The sequence below is a fragment of the Paeniglutamicibacter sulfureus genome (assembly GCF_039535115.1).
Taxonomy (GTDB): domain Bacteria; phylum Actinomycetota; class Actinomycetes; order Actinomycetales; family Micrococcaceae; genus Paeniglutamicibacter; species Paeniglutamicibacter sulfureus.
Genome location: NZ_BAAAWO010000001.1, coordinates 477,097 through 492,605, shown reverse-complemented (window position 1 = coordinate 492,605; position 15,509 = coordinate 477,097). Strand labels below are relative to the sequence as shown.

Below are 15,509 nucleotides of genomic sequence, written 5' to 3'. Positions count from 1 at the left end.
CCCTCCACGATTCGTGCTGCTCCGCATCCGCCCATGCTGGGGTTGTGGCTGACGAACCCATCGCCGCCCCCTATCAAGGAAGGCAAGACCATGACACGGATGAACGAGGTGCGCGCCGAGTCTTCGTCGCTGGCTGCGGCGCGGGACATGCGCACCTTTTGGCGGATCGCCGCCGCCCTGGTCATTACGCTCGGCCCGCTGGGAATCCTCGTGATCCGAGCCATCATGCCGTACTGGACCACCGATGCCCCGGCGTCGGTGGTGGCCCAGTCCCTGGCCCATGGGTCGACGTTGGACTTCATGGTGTGGTCCGGACTCTTCTTCGCCCCGGCATTGCTGTTTGGCGTTGTGGCGATCGCATATGTGGCCAGGCGGGGATCGCCTGCCTTGGCCACCATTGGCGGCGCGCTCACGTTTGTTGGATGGAGCATGGGTGCGACCACGGTCAACATGGACTATTTGGTCTCGCAATTGGGTGCCAGCGGTTTCGGCCAACCGAGCATTACCGCGATCGGTGTCGCACTCCAAGACAGCACTTTCGCGGCCGTGGGAGGAATCATCTGGCTCATTGGACACATCGGGGGCATGGTGCTGATTGGCATTGCGCTGGGGCGGGCCGGAATCATCAAATGGTGGGCGGCCATTGCCCTGATGGTCTCCCAACCGTTCCATTTCATTGCGGCAGTGGTGATTCCCAGCAGGCTGCTTGACGTGACGCTAGGCTGGGGCTTGACGACCGTGGCGAGTTTCATGGTGAGCCTGGCCGTCCTGCGCATGGGCAACGGCGAATGGGACCTGCCGCCCAGCAAGCGGGTTACCGGCCGACGCTAAGTTGGACGCGAAATTGACGGATCGCCCCGGTCTTCACCGTCCTGGTGAGGAATCGGGGCCTTCCTATTGCTGCGGCTCGTTCCTGCGAAACCGCAGTTCCCGCTCCGTCCCTCGAAGAACCCGCAACAAGGGCCTGACCGGCAATTTACTGCCGGTTGAGTGGCTATCCGTTCGGCCGCTGCGGCAGGTATTGCACCGCCCACTTGTTCCCGTCCGGATCGGCAAAGTGAACGAAATGCCCCCACGGCTGGATGTCGATGTCGCTGACATCCACGCCGTTGGCCTTGAGCTGGTCGTGGGCGACCTGGATGTCGCTGACCACCATCTGCAGGCTGGGTGCGGTCCCGGGCGCAGCATCGTTCAGTCCCTCGCCAATGGTGATCGAGCAGGCCGACCCCGGCGGGGTCAGCTGGACGAAGCGGATCGACTCGGTGGGCCGCTCGTCGTAGTCGGCATTGAACCCGACCTTGTTCACGTAAAAATCCTTGGCGCGGTCCACATCGGACACGGGGACAAACACAAGCTCCAGTTTCCAATCCATGCTGCACACGCTAACGCCGCCACGAAACCCGTGTAAAGAGGTTGCGGGATTCACCGAACCCGTGCGCGGCGAAGCACTCGATGGCGGCGTCGCGCAACCGGGCCCATTGGGTCAGATCCTCGCTGCCCGGTTGTATGGTCAGGCTGGCTGCGTTATGAATAGATGTGTAAAGTGTGAATAAATAGAATTCACACCATTTCACCGGCAGGAGATCCGATGTCAGGCTTGCAAAACCCGTTCCGGCCGACCTTCGGCAGGACTCCCCCGGAGCTGATTGACCGAAACGACACCTTGGAAGAGTTCGAATACGGTCTGCGCATCCGGTCCGGCGTCCTGGGTTTGCTGAGCATCATCACCGGGGCCCGCGGCGTGGGGAAGACCGTCATGCTCAACGAGGCGCAGGGGCTGGCGCAGGAGCAGGGCTGGGCCGTCATCTCCGAGACTTCCACCGCAGGCTTCCTGGCAAGGATCGCAGACTCCGCACTCCTCATCGATGAGGAATTGGGTGACGGCCCGCCACCCAGGAAAATTCTTGCGTTCTCGGCCGCCGGCTTCGGGGTCACCACGCAGCTTCCCCGGGAGCGCCAGGTCGAGTTCCGCAATCTCGGGGCGAAGCTCTTGCATCGCCTGGATGAAAATGGCACCGGGCTGTTGATCACGCTGGATGAAATCCAGGACGCCGACCGCAGTGAATTGCTGCAGCTGGCCGCCGTCATCCAGCACTGGGTGCGGGACGGGCTGCCCATCAGCTTCGTTTGCGCCGGCCTGCCGGCTGCGATCTCCGACATCCTCAACGAAGGCGTGGCGACCTTCCTTCGCAGGGCCGACAAGATCGACCTGCACTCCGTCGAGGTTAGGGATGTCAGGGATTCCTACGCGCGGCAATTCTCGGCGGCCGGGATCCGGTTTCCCGACGGGTTCCTGGAAGAGGCGGCCGAGGCGAGCTTCGGCTACCCGTTCCTCATCCAGCTGATCGGCTACTTCCTGTGGAAGGAAGCCGAACGGGGTGGGGGCGCGGTTGACCGGGAATCAGCGGACAAGGCAGTTGCCGCGGCCCTGAAGCGAAACATCCGCATGGTTGTCGGCCCGGCCATCTCCAAGGCCTCCGACCGGGACATGGACTATCTCCGGGCGATGTCCCGCGACAACGGCCCGTCCAGCACCGCCGCGGTGGCCCAGCGCATGAAGGCCTCGCTGCAATTGGCCGCCAACTACCGCGCCCGCCTCATTGAGGCCGGGCTGATCGAACCGGCCGGACGCGGCGAAGTCAGGTACTCGATTCCTGGATTGCGCGAACACCTGCGCAACGGGGAACGTCTCGGCTAACCAATAACCCCGGCGCAATCAGGCACCCAGATAGCCGCGGGTGTCCAGGTCCTCGGCGGCCATGCGTTGGGCCAACGACATCCCGGTGTGCTTCACGGCAGGCCCGGCGGCGGAGGACCCGAAGTCCTCGTTGCGCGCCCTGGCGGGGTCGGTCAGGTAGCCCGGAGCCGGCAGCGTGCCCTTTTCCGACAGGTCCCAGGCATCGAGCGCCTGCAGGCTGATGCCGCGGGGCCCGGTGCGGCGGGTGAGCCCGTGGATCAGCAGCAGCCGGGTGGAGAAGAGCAGCGGGCCGCAACGCCGCTGGGCCTCGTGGAAGAACGTTGCATCGACGCAGCCGGTGCCGTCGTCCACCGAGATGAACACGACCCGTCGCCCGCCGCGCATCGGCGGGGTCTGCGTGGCCACCCGCACCCCGGCCACCAGGACCTCGGTGCCGTTGCGCATGCCCAGCAGGTCCTGCGCGCGCGAGACGCCCAGGGAGTCCAGCAGCGGGGCGTGGGATTCCATCAGGTGCGCACTGACATCGATGGACATCAGGTCCAGCTCGGTGCGCACCACCTCGTCCAAGGGCGTGTGCGCCGCCCCGATCGCCATGTTGGAAAGCTCCACGTCCCCCAGCGGCAGGGCAAGCTGCCCGGGAATCGGCCGGTAGCGCTGCGGCAGGGCCTTTCCCGGTCCGGCACGCAGGTGCTCAACCAGGTCGGCACGGTTCCCGCGCCCGACATCGGCCTGCAGCGAATCGAAGGCGCCCAGCGCGGCAAAGTGGTTCAGCGAGGTGCGGGTGAGCCCGGAGCGGGCCCGCACGTCGGCGATCGAGTCGTAGGGCTGTCCGGCCGCCACCCGGGAAACCTCGCGTTCGGAGACCCCGCGGATCCCGCGCAGCGAGATCCTGATGCCGTACCGCCCCGGGGGCGCCGCCCCCACGGCCCGCGGCACCACCGGCAACTGCGCCGGAGGCAGCAGCCCGTCGAGCCTTTCCACCTTGTAGCCGGGCGCGGAGCGGTTGATGTCCAGCGGCAGGATTTCGATGCCCATGCGCCGGGCCTCGGCCACCAGCAGGCGCTTGGGGTACATGCCGGGGTCGTGTTCCCAGATGCCGGCCAGGAAGGCCTCGGGGTGGTGGGCCTTGAGCCAGGCCGAGTGGTAGGTGGGCACGGCGAAGGCCGCCCCGTGGGCCTTGCAGAACCCGAAGGACCCGAAGGCCGCCAGCGTGTGCCAGACCTCGTCGATGACTTCCAGGGAATAGCCGCGCCCCAGTGCCCGCGAGCGGAAGAGGGACTCCACCGCCGGCTCCGCCTTCGGGTTGCCCAGCAGCCTGCGGTAGACATCGGCCTTGGCCAGCCCGCAGCCTGTCATCACGTGGAAGATCCGCAGCACCTGTTCGTGGAAGACGGTGACACCGTGGGTCTCGGCGAGCGCGGGTGCCAAATCCGGGTGGGGGTATTTTTCGGGTGCGAATCCGTGGCGGTTTTCCAGGTAGGGCTTGACCATGTTGGATTTCATGGGTCCGGGGCGGAAGAGGGAGATGTCGATGATGAGGTCGTTGAATTCCCTGGGCGCGAGCTTGCCGATGAGTTCGCGCTGTCCGGGTGATTCGATCTGGAAGCAGCCCAGGGTGTGGGTGGAGCGGATGAGTTCGAAGGTGGGTTCGTCGTCCAGTGGGACCAGGGCGAGGTCGATGGCGCCGTTGGGCAGGATGTAGTCGGGGATTTCCCCGGGCTTGGCTCCCTGGTGTCCCCCCGCCTTGGCGACTGCCTGTGCGTCGGGGTGGAGGCGCTGGATCTCTTCGAGCGCGTAGGTGATGGCCGATTGCATGCGCACCCCCAGCACGTCGAGCTTGAGCATGCCCATGGGGTCCATGTCGTGCTTGTCGAATTGGCTCATGGGCAGCCCGATCCCGCTGGGTTCCACGGGGGTGCGTTCGAGCAGGTGCGCGTCGGAGAGGATGACGCCGCAGGGGTGCATGGAGATGTGGCGGGGCAGCCTGTCGAGGCGTTCGGTGAGGTCCACGAGCAGGTCGAGCTGTTTTTCGGTGCCGAGGCGGTCGGCGAAGGGGGCGAGTTCGGGTTTTTCCTCCAGGGCTTCGCGGAAGGACGAGGCGGAGAAGCGCCAGAGCTGCTTGGCGATCACGTCGATGTCTTCCTCCTCCATGCCAAGGGCCTGGCCGGCGTCGCGTACAGCCCCCCTGGCTCGGTATCCGTTTTGCATGCTCATGAGGCTGACGCGTCGGTGCCCGAAGCGGTCGAAGATCTTTTGGTAGATGTTGTGGCGTTGGGCGGATTCGACGTCGATGTCGATGTCGGGCAGGGTGGCGCGGTCGCGGGAGAGGAAGCGTTCGAAGAGCAGGTCGTGGGCCAGGGGGTTCACCTGGCTGATGCCGATGAGGTAGTTGACCAGTGAGGAGGCGCCGGACCCGCGGGCGGCGGAGCGTATCCCCATCCCCGTGATCATGGAGCTGACTTCCGCGACGGTGAGGAAGTAGGGGGCGAAGCCGAGGTCGGAGATGGTGGACAGTTCGGCCTGGAGTCGGTGGCGCAGCGCGGGGTCGTTGGCATCGGCGGGGAGCAGCCGGGTGATTCCGGCTTCCGCGCGGGCGGCGAGTTCGGCGTTGGGTTCGGCGGTGATGCCGATGATGTGTGCCTCGGGGACCACGGGGATTCCCCATCCGGTGTCCGGGACCGGGTCGATCCGTGCCCAGTCGGCGAGCGCGGCGGTGTTGCGCAGCAGGGTGGCAGCCAGGGTGGAGTCGGAGGCGTAGCGGGCGATCTCGGTGGCGAGGTGGTGCATGTGCCCGGCGGGCTTGAGCCAGCCCTGCCCGTTGGGTTGGATGTCGTTGAGGGTTTCCAGGGAGCTCAGCGCCCGCGCGGAGTCCAGGACGTCGGCGGTGGCCGCCCCGTCCGGGTCCGTGTAACGCACGGCGTTGGTGAGGATGGGGGCGATGTCAGCGGAGGCGGCGCAGCGCAGCATGCGGATGGCGTGTGCGGTGCTGAGCCTGTCCCCTGGGTTGTTCAGGTGGGTGGTGATCTCCACCCGCAGTGCCTCGGGTCCCAGCAGGGTGCGCCAGGTGTGCAGGGCGGTGCGTGCCTGGGAGTAGTGGCGGTGTCCGGTGGCCAGACCGATGTCGGAGCCCGGCCCCAGCAGGATGGTCAGCAGCGCCTCCCCCTGCGGGCCCAGTGCATGGGTGGCCAGTTCTTCGCGGGTGATGCCGATGTGTCCCTTGGGCGCAGCCGTGGCCGGGGCTTTTTGGTGTGCTGCGGTGACCAGGCGGCAGAGTGCCGCGTACCCGGCGCCGCTGTCATGCCCCCTGGCCAGGGCGACGATGCGCCCGGCCGTGCGCATGGGCAGGGGCTTGCCGTGGGCGGCACGTGGCGGTGCGGGTTCAAGGATGGCAAGGTCCACCCCGAGGATGGGGTCGATTCCGTGCTCGATGCAGGCCTTGAGGTGCTTGACGCTTCCGTAGAGTCCGTCGCGGTCGGTGATGGCCAGGGCATCCGCCCCGTCGGCGAGCGCCGCGGCGACAAGGTTCTCGGGCCAGGAAACCCCGTAGTGTGCGCTGAAGGCCGAGGCGACGTGCAGGTGGGTGAAGCCCATGCCAGTGTGCCCTCCTTGCCTATTCCCGCTCCTCCACCTTTGTTCCATGCGCCCCGATAGGGGCCTGGGTGTGTTTGGGCTTGGGGTCCGGGTGGGCACCGCGCCCGTTGGAGGGATGACACCATCATATTAGAACATGTGTTCGATTCAAGCCCCGGAACGACCCCACTGCGCAATCATTGTGGATAGGCAACCGGATCCCGCAACTGACCTGTGGCGGGATTCTTCCGGTGAGAATGCCCACCCCGGTCCCGGGGGCTAGATCCCTTCGGCGGCCCCGAGCCTGTCTAGGGCCACCAGATAGGCTTCGGAATAGCTGGGGAACTGCGGCACCGCGTCGCGCAGGACCTGCAGCGGGGTCTCGCCCCTGATGGCCATGGACGCCTGGTGGATCCATTCGCTGGCCTGCGGGGCAATGGCCCAGGCTCCGACCAAGACCCTCCGATGCCGATCCACCAGGATGCCAAGATCCCCGTGCGGGTCTTGTTCGTAGGTCCACGGCCGGGCGATCGCCTCGGGCAGGTTGACCTGGATGGACACCGCGTCAATCCCGCGCCCCTCGGCCTGTTCGCGGGTGAGGCCCACGGCGGCGATCTCCGGGGCGGCGAACACCACGCGCGGGATCCCGTCATAGCTCGCGTTTCGGTCCCTGCCCAGGATGCAGTCGGCGACAATGCGCCCCTGGTACTTGGCGACGTGGGTGAAGGGCATGATCCCGGTGACGTCCCCGATGGCCCAGAGCCCCTCTGCCGCCCAGCAATGCTCGTCCACCCGAACGTTGCCGCGGCCATCGAGGGTCGCCCCCGCCCTGGCCACATCCAGGCCCTCGGTGCGCGGGGTGCGCCCGGTGGCGAAGATGACGGCGTCGGCCACGACCTCTCCGCCTTCGCGCAACGCCAGGATGCTGCTTCCGCCATCTCCACGCCGCCCGACGGCCACGGAGCTGTTGGCCATGACCTTGACCCCGCGCTCGCGCAGGTACCCTTCGGCGAGCGCGGAGACCTCGGGCTCCTCGCGGCCCAGCAGCCGTGCGCTGCGATTCAGCACGGTGACCTCTACCCCGAATCCGGACAGGAAGAACGCCGTTTCCAGGGCCACTGCGCTTCCGCCCACGATGGCCACCGACTGGGGCAGCGTGTCGAGCGTATAGACCTCACGGTTGGTCCAGGCGGTGATGTCGCCGATCCCGGGGAAGTCGGGAACCGAGGGCGAGGTCCCGGTGGCGATGATGATGTGGTGCGCCAGGTATTGTTCCCCGTTGGCCACCACGTGCCCGGGACCCGAGATGAAGGCCTTCCCGCGCACCACCGTTGCCCCGCGCCGGGCGTACCCCTCGGCCTGGGCGCTGTCATCGAGGTGTCGAGCCATGTAGTCGCGGTAGTCCCTGGCCTTCTCCCAGTCCAGGGTGCTCGAGGAGGCACCCGCGGCGCCGTCGGCCTCGATGTTCACCTCAGGTCCACGCAGGATCGTCTTGGAGGGAATGCAGGCCCAGTAGGCGCATTCCCCGCCAATGAGTTCGGATTCGAAGACCACGATCTTCTTGCCGGCGGTCAGCAGGCGATCGGCAACGACCTCGCCTCCGGGGCCCATGCCGATGATTGCCGCATCGAATACTTCTTCCATCTGAGCACTCCCGTGGTTGGGTTCCTCGCGGCCGCCATCCAGGCGCCTGCTCCCTAGCCTTGCACCTCACCCCTCCAACAACCAGAGTCCACGGCCGCGAACCCGGTGACCGGCGCGGGGTCTTGTGGTCCGATCCTTCGCACTAGGCGCTCTCCCGGTAGGCCTCGGGCATGCGAATGATGCGCCAACGACCGGTCTCAACCTGCCGGGAAACCTCAAAGGTGCGCAGCGGCCCCACGCCGGCGAGCTTGACCTGCAATTGCCAGACCTCATAGTCCACGAGCCCCGGCCCGCGTCCGCGTTCGGCGCGCAATTCCTCGGTCCACCATTTGCGCCGCTCGAACCAGCGCACCGGCTCGGCCGCCAGCTTGTATTCCCGACCCTGCCAGCGCAGGCGAATCGGCACCCCCGCCGGCGTGCAGTCAACTTCGATCGACTGGGTAAAGATTCCCATTCGCTCGCCACCTTCCCCTCGCACAAACGTGCCCGTTGCCGCCACACCCCGAAGAGGTGGGCGGCGGCAGCGGGCCGCACCCATGCACTGAACCATTTTATTAGAAACTTTGTTCTATACAAGGGGAGACTAGAACGCATGTACGACGATTTGTTGTTTCGGGGCCCTATTGCCCGGGTCTCACGTGGGCCTATGCTGGTGAGCATGACTTCAAACACGCCTCCGGCCATCACTGCGCTCACCCTTGGCGTGCGCGACGTCCAGCGCTCACGCGACTTCTACGTCACAGGCCTGGGCTTCCGCGAAATCAACTACATCCCCGGCGAGATCCTGTTCGTCCAAGCGGGGTACGGGCTGATGCTCGCACTGTGGAACGTCGAATCCATGCCCGGCGAATACGGGGAAGTCGGCCACGGCCCGCTGGCTCCGCCGCTATCCGTGGGGCACAACAGCGCAAGCGTCGAGGAGGTCAACGAGCTCTACGCCAGGGCACTTGCCGCCGGCGCGACCTCGATCGGCGCACCGACCCTCCGGGAGTGGGGCGGCACCAGCGCCTGCGTGGCCGACCCCGACGGGTTCCGCTGGGACTTTGTGCACAACCCGTCCTTCGCCATCGACGACGACGGGACCGTCACCGGTGTCTAGCCGGCACCGATGCACCCCCCTCACCGCTGAAAATCCCGGCCGCCCGTGAGACTCTGCAACCTGCCGATCCGCCGCATCGCCGAAGACGGACTTTCCCCCGCGCCCCGCGACCAATGGCCCCACACCCTCCCGCCGGTGCGCCAGCTTCTAGACCAGGGTCTGGACTTCGGACCGGCCACCATATTCGTGGGCGAAAACGGCTCGGGAAAGTCAACCCTGGTGGAGGCCATCGCCCTCGGCTACGGACTCTCGCCCGAGGGCGGCTCCACCGGCGCACAGCACAGTACCCGGGTCACGGAATCGGGCCTGGAGCGGCACCTGCAACTGGTCAGGAACGCCGGCGCGAGCCGGCGCGGCTACTTCCTTCGCGCCGAAACCATGCACGGGCTTTACACCTATTTGGAAGACAATCCCTCCATGCGGCGCAAGGACCCGGAATTCCACACCATGAGCCACGGCGAGTCGTTCCTCGAGCTCATGGTGGACAGGTTTCGCGAGGGCGGCCTGTGGGTAATGGATGAGCCCGAGTCGGCACTCTCGTTCTCCGGATCCCTGGCCTTGGTGGGCATCCTGAAGGACCTGATCGCCGAGGGAAATTCCCAGGTCGTCATATCCACGCATTCGCCGCTGCTCGCGGCCCTGCCAGGAGCAGACATTTATGAAGTCGGCCCATGGGGATTGCGTGCCGGCGAATGGGAAAGCCTCGATCTGGTCGCCAACTGGCGATCCTTCATGAACATGCCGGGACGCTACCTGCGGCACTTATAGAAAAGGGGTGCAGGGCACTTGGCCCTGCACCCCGGAAAAGCAATCGGCGGCTACTGCTCGGAATCGCCCTCGGTCCGGTCCGGGTCGAAGTCGGCCGGCAACGCCCCGCCTTCACTCTTCCACTTGGAGAGCTGCTTCTCGCTCACCATCCGTTCGTCGGTGTTGGGTGTCAGGTTGTTCTCAAACTCTTCATTTTCAGCGTTCGGTGTGTCTGCACTCATGTGGCCCACGCTATCGCCTTTCGCCGGGTTTCCACAGCATCGGTTTCAGATAGGGCATGTCCCTGCGGACAAACGGGGGCAAGTCCTCAGTCCATCTTCGCCAATCGCGACTTGAAGATCAGGAAGATCCCATAGCATCCCAGCCCGACCCCGATGAAGGCGAGCACGTAGACCCCGAAGGGCTGGGCCCGCACCGACTTGAGCGCGCCATCCAACCCCGTGGACTCCTCCGGGTTCGCCTGCAACGTCGCCACGATGAACAGAAGCCCGAGCAGGAAAAGCGCAATGCCCTTCGCCACGTAGCCTGCAACGCCCACGACCTTGGTGACCCTGCGCAAGGTTCTTGAGGCGGGCAGATCCACCTGCTTGGTGAAGGACTGCATGAGGCCCCGGACGACAAACACGATTCCGGTGATGGCAATGCCGGCGCCCACGGCCATCAAGAGCAGCGGACCGCCGGGCATCTGCATGACTTGGGCCGAGGCGTCACTGGTGGATTCGCCACTGTCCTTGCGGTTGCCCAAGGCAAAGGAGGCAAAGCTCGCGGCCAAGGCAAGGAACACGACTCCCCGCCCGGCGGCAGCCAGCTTCTTGCCCATTCGTTTTTTTGCCGGCGCGTTCCGGTAGCCAAAGACCACACCGCTGGCTTCCCACAAACCCAATGCAAGGCACGCGGACGCCCCGATCCAGAGCAAGGCGTACCCTGCAGGCTGGGCGGCAAGCTGCGCAAGCGCCCCATCCTGGTCGGCTTCCCCGGATTCCCCGAAGGCCAACTGGATGGCGATGACCCCAATCAGCAGGTGCAAGATGCCACTGACCACGAAGCCGGCTCTCGCGACCGCTACAAAGGCCCGGGAATTCGAGGCCTGTTCGGTCGCGTCGACGGCACCCTGAATGTTTTTTTTGATGACTTTCCTCTTTCATGCGAAGCCGCCCAAGAAGCTTTCCGGTGATAACCACATCCTGCCACCCTTGCGGGCAACCGCATACGCATCTGCACCCTGTGCTTTTGCCGCCTGCGGACATATCGTGGAACTGTCCGCCGACGAAAGGTCAAGCCCATGAATCCCGAGGTTCCCGAACTTGACGGAGTGCACCACGTGAAGCTTCCGGTGACGGATCTGGAACGCAGCCGCGCTTGGTACGAGAGCCGTCTGGGGTACGAACAAGTCATGGAATTCCGCGACGGTGACAACGTCACCGGGCTGCTGATGAGTCATCCACGGGGAGGTCCGGCGCTTGGGCTGTGGCTCGACCCGGAGCGGGCGTCCACGGTGGCGGGTTTCGACTACTTTGCCTTCGGCGCGCCAAACCGCAAGGCACTGGAAGAACTCGCCGCCCGGCTGACCTCCCTGGGAGAACTGCATCCCGGCGTCCACCCCGGGACCATCGGCTGGGTGCTGTCCCACGTGAAGGATCCCGACGGGCACGAACTTCGCTTCCAGTGCGCGACGTAGAAAATCGTGGCTCTCCTGCCACCCATCATCGGCGGCAGGAGAGCCAGGACAAGGTGAGGACTACGCGGTGTTCTCGTGCAGGCAGAGGATGTTTCCGTCGGGGTCATTGAACCAGGCCGCCTTCTCCGAGCCCAGGTCGCAGATGTGGCCGGTGGTCTTCAGGTCCGGCAAGTCGTAGTCCTCGAAGACCACGCCGCGGCCCTCGAGTTCGTCAATGACCTTGGGGATGTCCTTGACCTCGAAACTTGCCGCGGTGTGCGGGGAAGGTTTCGCCTCGGGGTCGCTGAACAGGGCCAGCGCTCCGGAGCCGTCAAGCGCGAAAACAAAGTTGCCGTCCGGACCCTGTTCCCGGAAAGGCAGACCCAGCGAGTCTTCGTAGAATTTCCGTGCCCGCCCCGCATCGGTGACGGGAATCATGGTGGTCAACGGGCTGTTTGAAAGTGACATGGGAACCATCCTTGGTGGGCTTCTGGCCCTCCCATTTTACGTCCACACATACGGAAAAGAGCCCTGTGGAGCTACCCCTGTTTGCCGGCAGCCCGTAGTGCTGCCACGACTGGCGCGGTTCCGTCTTCCGATGCGAGCACTGCCGCCAGGTGGCGCGCGCGTGCGGCATACGCCGGCGTCGCGGTGGCCTGCGTGATGGCAGCGGCCAGACGTTCGGTGGTGAGCTCCTTGTAGGGAACCGGTTGCGGGCCCGCGCCGAGGGACGTGATCCTGGCGGCCCAGAACGGTTGGTCCGTGTATATCGGCACGCTGACCGTCGGTGCACCGGCGCGCAGACCCGCCGCGGCGGTACCCGCACCTGCGTGGTGGACCACTGCAGCCATGCGCGGGAACAACCATTGGTGCGGGACGGCGCCCACGCCGATGACACCGGATCCGGAGACACCTTCGACACCTTGCAACACCGCGCGGACGCCGGAGCGGCGAACCGTGTCGAGCATGAAGTCGGCGTCCAGTGCGGCGCTGCTGCCGAAGCCGATAAAGACCGGGGGCGGTCCTTCCGCAAGGAATTCGAGCAGCTCCGCGGGCGGTTGCCAACCCGGCTCCGCTTCCGGCCACCAGTAGCCGGCCAGGGAGAGTCCGGATCGCCAGTCCGCCGGGCGCGGAAATATGGTCGGGCTGATGCCGTGGAGAACGGGGCTGTTGTCTTTTCTTCGCAGCCGATCGGCGGCGGCCCTGGACTTCTTGCCCAACCCGAGGGCTTTGCGGATGCGGGCGCTCGGGGCATCGTAGGGCGCCTTTCCGGCGGATACCAGCGAACCGAGTAGCTTGTTGCCAGCCGGGCCGAGGCTGCGGGCTGTCCCCAGGACCACGGGCGGGTAGGCGGCGCTGGGTTCGGTCGGTTGCAGATGGGCGCCGATGGCGGGGATCTCGAGGGCTTCGGCCACATCGTAGGCATAGGGTGCAATCGCATTGGCCAGGATCACCTCGGCACCGCTCTCGGCCGCCGCCAGCGTGCCGGTCGCAGCCAGGTCCATGTAGTCGCCGAGTTCGTCCATGTACCTGCGCAGATCCGCGCCGGTGGGCCTCTTCCCCGGGGCTGCGGGACTCACCAGATGGCTCATGTCCCCGGGCAGCTCGCGGTGCTCGCACCCCGCCGCGGTGATCAACGGGGCATAGGCGACATTGGCCGCGATGGCCACGTCGTACCCCAAGGATTGAAGCCTGCTGCCAAGTCCAGCCATGGGAGCTACATCGCCCCGGGTACCGGGCGTGATCATGAGTACTCGCATGGGGCTCCTCATTCCGATTGATTGCGATCACTGTTCGCAATCAAGAATATAGTGAAATGGGTACAGGACCTAACGCAAGCGACCGAAGGAAAGCCGGAGCAGCCATGACCTCGCATGACCCCCATGATGCCTGGCGGCGGCCGGAGCGTTCCGGCGTCGGGCCTAAACCAAGGCACTCACGCGCAGAGATCGTCACGGCGGCAATCGCCATCGCCGACCGAGACGGCATGTCGGCGGTCTCCATTCGGCGCGTGGCCGGCGACATCGGGGCAGGCGCGGCCTCCCTGTACCGGTACCTAAGATCCCACGACGAGCTCGTTGAGATCATGGTTGACACCGTTAGCGGCGAATACGACCTCGCACCCTCCGATGAACCGCCGCGAGCCCAGTTGCTGAACCTGGCGCGGCAGGGCCGGGCCATCATGCACCGCCACCCGTGGCTGGCCCCGCTGCTTCTGACGCGACAGCCAGTGGGCCCCAATGCCCTCGGATACCTGGAGCACGCCTTGTCCGCACTGGAATCGGCCAACATGCCCGGCCCGGCCAAGCTGCAGACAGTGGCCATGATGACAGCCATCACCTCCGCCTTCGTCCAAAATGAGCTGGCCCGGCCCGCCGGCTCCGGCGCGGTCGACGACGGAGCGAAGGAACGCCTGCGGTATCTCACCGAGGCAATCCAGTCCGGTAAATACCCGCAGCTGGCCGGCGCTATTGGCGGGCAGCACGAGCCCGAAAGCCCCGACGAATTATTCACCGGCGTCATCGGCCACTACCTGGCGGGTGCGGGGCTACCGGTGTCCACCGGTTTGGCCTGAGGGAACGCCAACCGGGACTGGGCCAGCCGCCGCGCTTCACCGCATTGGCCGTGCGGAATGACCCAAGGGCCTTCGGCGGATAACGACACGGGTGTTGGTCATCCAGTTCTTGCCAGGGAATCCAGGAAAACGACAACTGCCGCTAGCGAGGCCGCTGCCCGTACATGGTTGGCCGGGCTCCACCCCCGGTCGAATGCGCTCCATCGTGCCGCGGCGTCCACGCCCTCGGGCACGTTTCGGGCAAGTTCATTGTTGAGCGGGACGTTGCGCACGATGGTGATGCCGAAGGCGGCAAGTGCCAGTCCGGCACCGGCCATTCGATGTGCCGCTCCCGGGGCGGACGCGTCCGAGACGAGTTCCGCGACTACCACAGCGGCCGAGACGGCGGCGCCCCCGAAGAAGACGACCATGAAGGGCAGCCGGACAGCGCTGGTGTTGATGCGCCGCATCGCTGCAACGCCGTGGTCGGCGGGAAGGGCACGCAGTGCGGGCATGACGATTGCGGAGAAGGCGAAATACACCCCGCCCGCCACCCCGGCGCAGACGGCCGACGTGGCGGTAGCCGCGGTGATGAGTGTGCCGCTCACGCGTGGGACTCGATGTGTGGGTTCCAGATTCCGCTGGCAGCAGTTCGGCGGGCATAGTCGGCGAAGTCCGTCGCGGGCCGGCCCAGGGCAGATTCCGCATCTGCGGTGACGGAGGCATTGCGCCCGTCGAGGATCGACTCGAAGAGTTCGGCCAGCGGCCGGGCATCATCGTGCGGCACTCCGTCGCGGGCGACGTCGGCAACGAACTCTTCCGCCGTGCTTGGCGCATATTCGATGTTTCGTCCCGCGGCAGCGGAGATCTCGGCCGCAACATCGTGCATGGACAACAGGCGCGGACCGGTCACCTCATGGACGGCGCCGGCATGACCGTCCCCGATGAGCGCGGCGGTCGCGATCTCGGCGAGGTCATCGATGTCGATGAAGGGTTCGCGGACATCCCCCGCGGGGAGCACCAGCCGTCCGCGCAGGGTGGGGCCGAGGAGGAAGTGTTCACTGAAGTTCTGGGCGAACCACGAAGAGCGGATGATCGTCCACTCCGCCGCCGTTTCCTGGACCGCCTTCTCGCTGGCGCGGGCCCCCTCCTCCCCGCGGCCCGAGAGCAGCACCAGGCGATTCACCCCCAGGCCCCGTGCCCGGTCGGCGAATTCCCCGATCATTTCGGCCACGCCGGGAAAGGCCAGGTCCGGCGAATAGCACACATAGGCGGCCGAGGCCCCCCGCAGCGCGGCATCCCAGGTTGAGCGGTCGTCCCACAGGAACGGACTGCCACCCCGCCGCGAGGCCACACGGGTCGGGATGCCGCGGTCGCGAAGGCGGCCAACGATGCGGCTTCCGGTGCGACCGGTACCGCCGAGGACAAGCACATTTGTATTGGTCATGGCACCAGTCAACGGCACCCGGTTCACACTTTGAATAGTTCTACGGCGGAGATCCATACGCGATCGTCTAGA

Annotated in this window: 16 protein-coding genes; 6 read left to right on the top strand and 10 right to left on the bottom strand. The window is 66.0% G+C overall.

Annotated elements, in window-relative coordinates; genetic code table 11:
• Nucleotides 1-90: 90 nt before the first annotated feature.
• Nucleotides 91-831 (top strand): hypothetical protein, encoded by a 741-nt coding sequence (locus tag ABD687_RS02235; protein ID WP_310287625.1) that lies wholly within the window; start codon nucleotides 91-93, stop codon nucleotides 829-831.
• Nucleotides 832-994: 163 nt separating this feature from the next.
• Here the strand turns inward: ABD687_RS02235 and ABD687_RS02230 are convergent, their stop codons facing one another.
• Nucleotides 995-1,372, bottom strand: coding sequence for a glyoxalase superfamily protein (locus ABD687_RS02230; protein WP_264269004.1), 378 nt, complete (start codon nucleotides 1,370-1,372; stop codon nucleotides 995-997).
• A 216-nt stretch (nucleotides 1,373-1,588) separates the two neighbouring features.
• Here ABD687_RS02230 and ABD687_RS02225 point away from each other — a divergent pair, with 216 nt between their 5' ends.
• Nucleotides 1,589-2,698 carry an ATP-binding protein gene (locus tag ABD687_RS02225; protein ID WP_310287627.1) on the top strand — a complete coding sequence of 370 codons (1,110 nt, stop codon included), beginning with the start codon at nucleotides 1,589-1,591 and terminating at the stop codon, nucleotides 2,696-2,698.
• Between the two features lie 18 nt (nucleotides 2,699-2,716).
• Here the strand turns inward: ABD687_RS02225 and ABD687_RS02220 are convergent, their stop codons facing one another.
• From ABD687_RS02220 to ABD687_RS02210, 3 genes are all read right to left on the bottom strand, one after another.
• Nucleotides 2,717-6,289: a DNA polymerase III subunit alpha gene (locus ABD687_RS02220; RefSeq protein WP_310287629.1), complete on the bottom strand. Its 3,573-nt coding sequence runs from the start codon at nucleotides 6,287-6,289 to the stop codon at nucleotides 2,717-2,719.
• A 258-nt stretch (nucleotides 6,290-6,547) separates the two neighbouring features.
• Nucleotides 6,548-7,912: a dihydrolipoyl dehydrogenase family protein gene (locus tag ABD687_RS02215; RefSeq protein WP_310287631.1), complete on the bottom strand. Its 1,365-nt coding sequence runs from the start codon at nucleotides 7,910-7,912 to the stop codon at nucleotides 6,548-6,550.
• A gap of 142 nt (nucleotides 7,913-8,054) precedes the next feature.
• On the bottom strand, nucleotides 8,055-8,366 hold the full coding sequence (locus ABD687_RS02210; protein ID WP_217387869.1) for a hypothetical protein: 312 nt from the start codon (nucleotides 8,364-8,366) through the stop codon (nucleotides 8,055-8,057).
• 204 nt (nucleotides 8,367-8,570) lie between these two features.
• Between ABD687_RS02210 and ABD687_RS02205 the strand changes: the two genes are divergently transcribed.
• Nucleotides 8,571-9,011, top strand: coding sequence for a VOC family protein (locus tag ABD687_RS02205; RefSeq protein WP_264269008.1), 441 nt, complete (start codon nucleotides 8,571-8,573; stop codon nucleotides 9,009-9,011).
• Between the two features lie 45 nt (nucleotides 9,012-9,056).
• Nucleotides 9,057-9,779: an AAA family ATPase gene (locus ABD687_RS02200; protein WP_310287633.1), complete on the top strand. Its 723-nt coding sequence runs from the start codon at nucleotides 9,057-9,059 to the stop codon at nucleotides 9,777-9,779.
• Between the two features lie 50 nt (nucleotides 9,780-9,829).
• On the opposite strand, the gene ABD687_RS02195 is transcribed toward ABD687_RS02200, so the two are convergent.
• Together ABD687_RS02195 and ABD687_RS02190 are read right to left on the bottom strand one after the other, a co-directional pair.
• Complete coding sequence (locus tag ABD687_RS02195; protein WP_310287637.1) at nucleotides 9,830-10,000, bottom strand: hypothetical protein; 171 nt, start codon at nucleotides 9,998-10,000, stop codon at nucleotides 9,830-9,832.
• A gap of 86 nt (nucleotides 10,001-10,086) precedes the next feature.
• Nucleotides 10,087-10,896, bottom strand: coding sequence for a DUF1206 domain-containing protein (locus tag ABD687_RS02190; RefSeq protein WP_344761014.1), 810 nt, complete (start codon nucleotides 10,894-10,896; stop codon nucleotides 10,087-10,089).
• Nucleotides 10,897-11,061: 165 nt separating this feature from the next.
• Here ABD687_RS02190 and ABD687_RS02185 point away from each other — a divergent pair, with 165 nt between their 5' ends.
• Nucleotides 11,062-11,457 carry a VOC family protein gene (locus ABD687_RS02185; protein ID WP_310287640.1) on the top strand — a complete coding sequence of 132 codons (396 nt, stop codon included), beginning with the start codon at nucleotides 11,062-11,064 and terminating at the stop codon, nucleotides 11,455-11,457.
• A gap of 60 nt (nucleotides 11,458-11,517) precedes the next feature.
• On the opposite strand, the gene ABD687_RS02180 is transcribed toward ABD687_RS02185, so the two are convergent.
• Nucleotides 11,518-11,904 (bottom strand): VOC family protein, encoded by a 387-nt coding sequence (locus ABD687_RS02180; protein WP_310287643.1) that lies wholly within the window; start codon nucleotides 11,902-11,904, stop codon nucleotides 11,518-11,520.
• A 71-nt stretch (nucleotides 11,905-11,975) separates the two neighbouring features.
• Nucleotides 11,976-13,196: a glycosyltransferase gene (locus ABD687_RS02175; protein WP_344760955.1), complete on the bottom strand. Its 1,221-nt coding sequence runs from the start codon at nucleotides 13,194-13,196 to the stop codon at nucleotides 11,976-11,978.
• 104 nt (nucleotides 13,197-13,300) lie between these two features.
• Between ABD687_RS02175 and ABD687_RS02170 the strand changes: the two genes are divergently transcribed.
• A complete protein-coding gene (locus ABD687_RS02170) occupies nucleotides 13,301-14,011 on the top strand; it encodes a TetR/AcrR family transcriptional regulator (RefSeq protein WP_310287649.1) in 711 nt (236 codons plus the stop codon).
• Between the two features lie 98 nt (nucleotides 14,012-14,109).
• Here the strand turns inward: ABD687_RS02170 and ABD687_RS02165 are convergent, their stop codons facing one another.
• Both ABD687_RS02165 and ABD687_RS02160 read right to left on the bottom strand, forming a co-directional pair.
• Nucleotides 14,110-14,598 carry an anthrone oxygenase family protein gene (locus ABD687_RS02165; protein ID WP_310287652.1) on the bottom strand — a complete coding sequence of 163 codons (489 nt, stop codon included), beginning with the start codon at nucleotides 14,596-14,598 and terminating at the stop codon, nucleotides 14,110-14,112.
• A complete protein-coding gene (locus ABD687_RS02160) occupies nucleotides 14,595-15,437 on the bottom strand; it encodes a Rossmann-fold NAD(P)-binding domain-containing protein (protein ID WP_310287655.1) in 843 nt (280 codons plus the stop codon). The genes ABD687_RS02165 and ABD687_RS02160 overlap by 4 nt, the downstream gene beginning before the upstream one ends.
• Nucleotides 15,438-15,509: the final 72 nt, after the last annotated feature.

What these genes read in the sequence shown, in the direction of transcription:
- ABD687_RS02170 (WP_310287649.1), top strand. Translation starts at nt 13,301, where the DNA reads ATGACCTCGCATGACCCCCATGATGCCTGGCGGCGGCCGGAGCGTTCC.
- ABD687_RS02185 (WP_310287640.1), top strand. Translation starts at nt 11,062, where the DNA reads ATGAATCCCGAGGTTCCCGAACTTGACGGAGTGCACCACGTGAAGCTT.
- ABD687_RS02210 (WP_217387869.1), bottom strand. Translation starts at nt 8,366, where the DNA reads ATGGGAATCTTTACCCAGTCGATCGAAGTTGACTGCACGCCGGCGGGG.
- ABD687_RS02160 (WP_310287655.1), bottom strand. Translation starts at nt 15,437, where the DNA reads ATGACCAATACAAATGTGCTTGTCCTCGGCGGTACCGGTCGCACCGGA.
- ABD687_RS02195 (WP_310287637.1), bottom strand. Translation starts at nt 10,000, where the DNA reads ATGAGTGCAGACACACCGAACGCTGAAAATGAAGAGTTTGAGAACAAC.
- ABD687_RS02175 (WP_344760955.1), bottom strand. Translation starts at nt 13,196, where the DNA reads ATGCGAGTACTCATGATCACGCCCGGTACCCGGGGCGATGTAGCTCCC.
- ABD687_RS02205 (WP_264269008.1), top strand. Translation starts at nt 8,571, where the DNA reads ATGACTTCAAACACGCCTCCGGCCATCACTGCGCTCACCCTTGGCGTG.
- ABD687_RS02235 (WP_310287625.1), top strand. Translation starts at nt 91, where the DNA reads ATGACACGGATGAACGAGGTGCGCGCCGAGTCTTCGTCGCTGGCTGCG.
- ABD687_RS02180 (WP_310287643.1), bottom strand. Translation starts at nt 11,904, where the DNA reads ATGTCACTTTCAAACAGCCCGTTGACCACCATGATTCCCGTCACCGAT.
- ABD687_RS02215 (WP_310287631.1), bottom strand. Translation starts at nt 7,912, where the DNA reads ATGGAAGAAGTATTCGATGCGGCAATCATCGGCATGGGCCCCGGAGGC.
- ABD687_RS02225 (WP_310287627.1), top strand. Translation starts at nt 1,589, where the DNA reads ATGTCAGGCTTGCAAAACCCGTTCCGGCCGACCTTCGGCAGGACTCCC.
- ABD687_RS02220 (WP_310287629.1), bottom strand. Translation starts at nt 6,289, where the DNA reads ATGGGCTTCACCCACCTGCACGTCGCCTCGGCCTTCAGCGCACACTAC.
- ABD687_RS02230 (WP_264269004.1), bottom strand. Translation starts at nt 1,372, where the DNA reads ATGGATTGGAAACTGGAGCTTGTGTTTGTCCCCGTGTCCGATGTGGAC.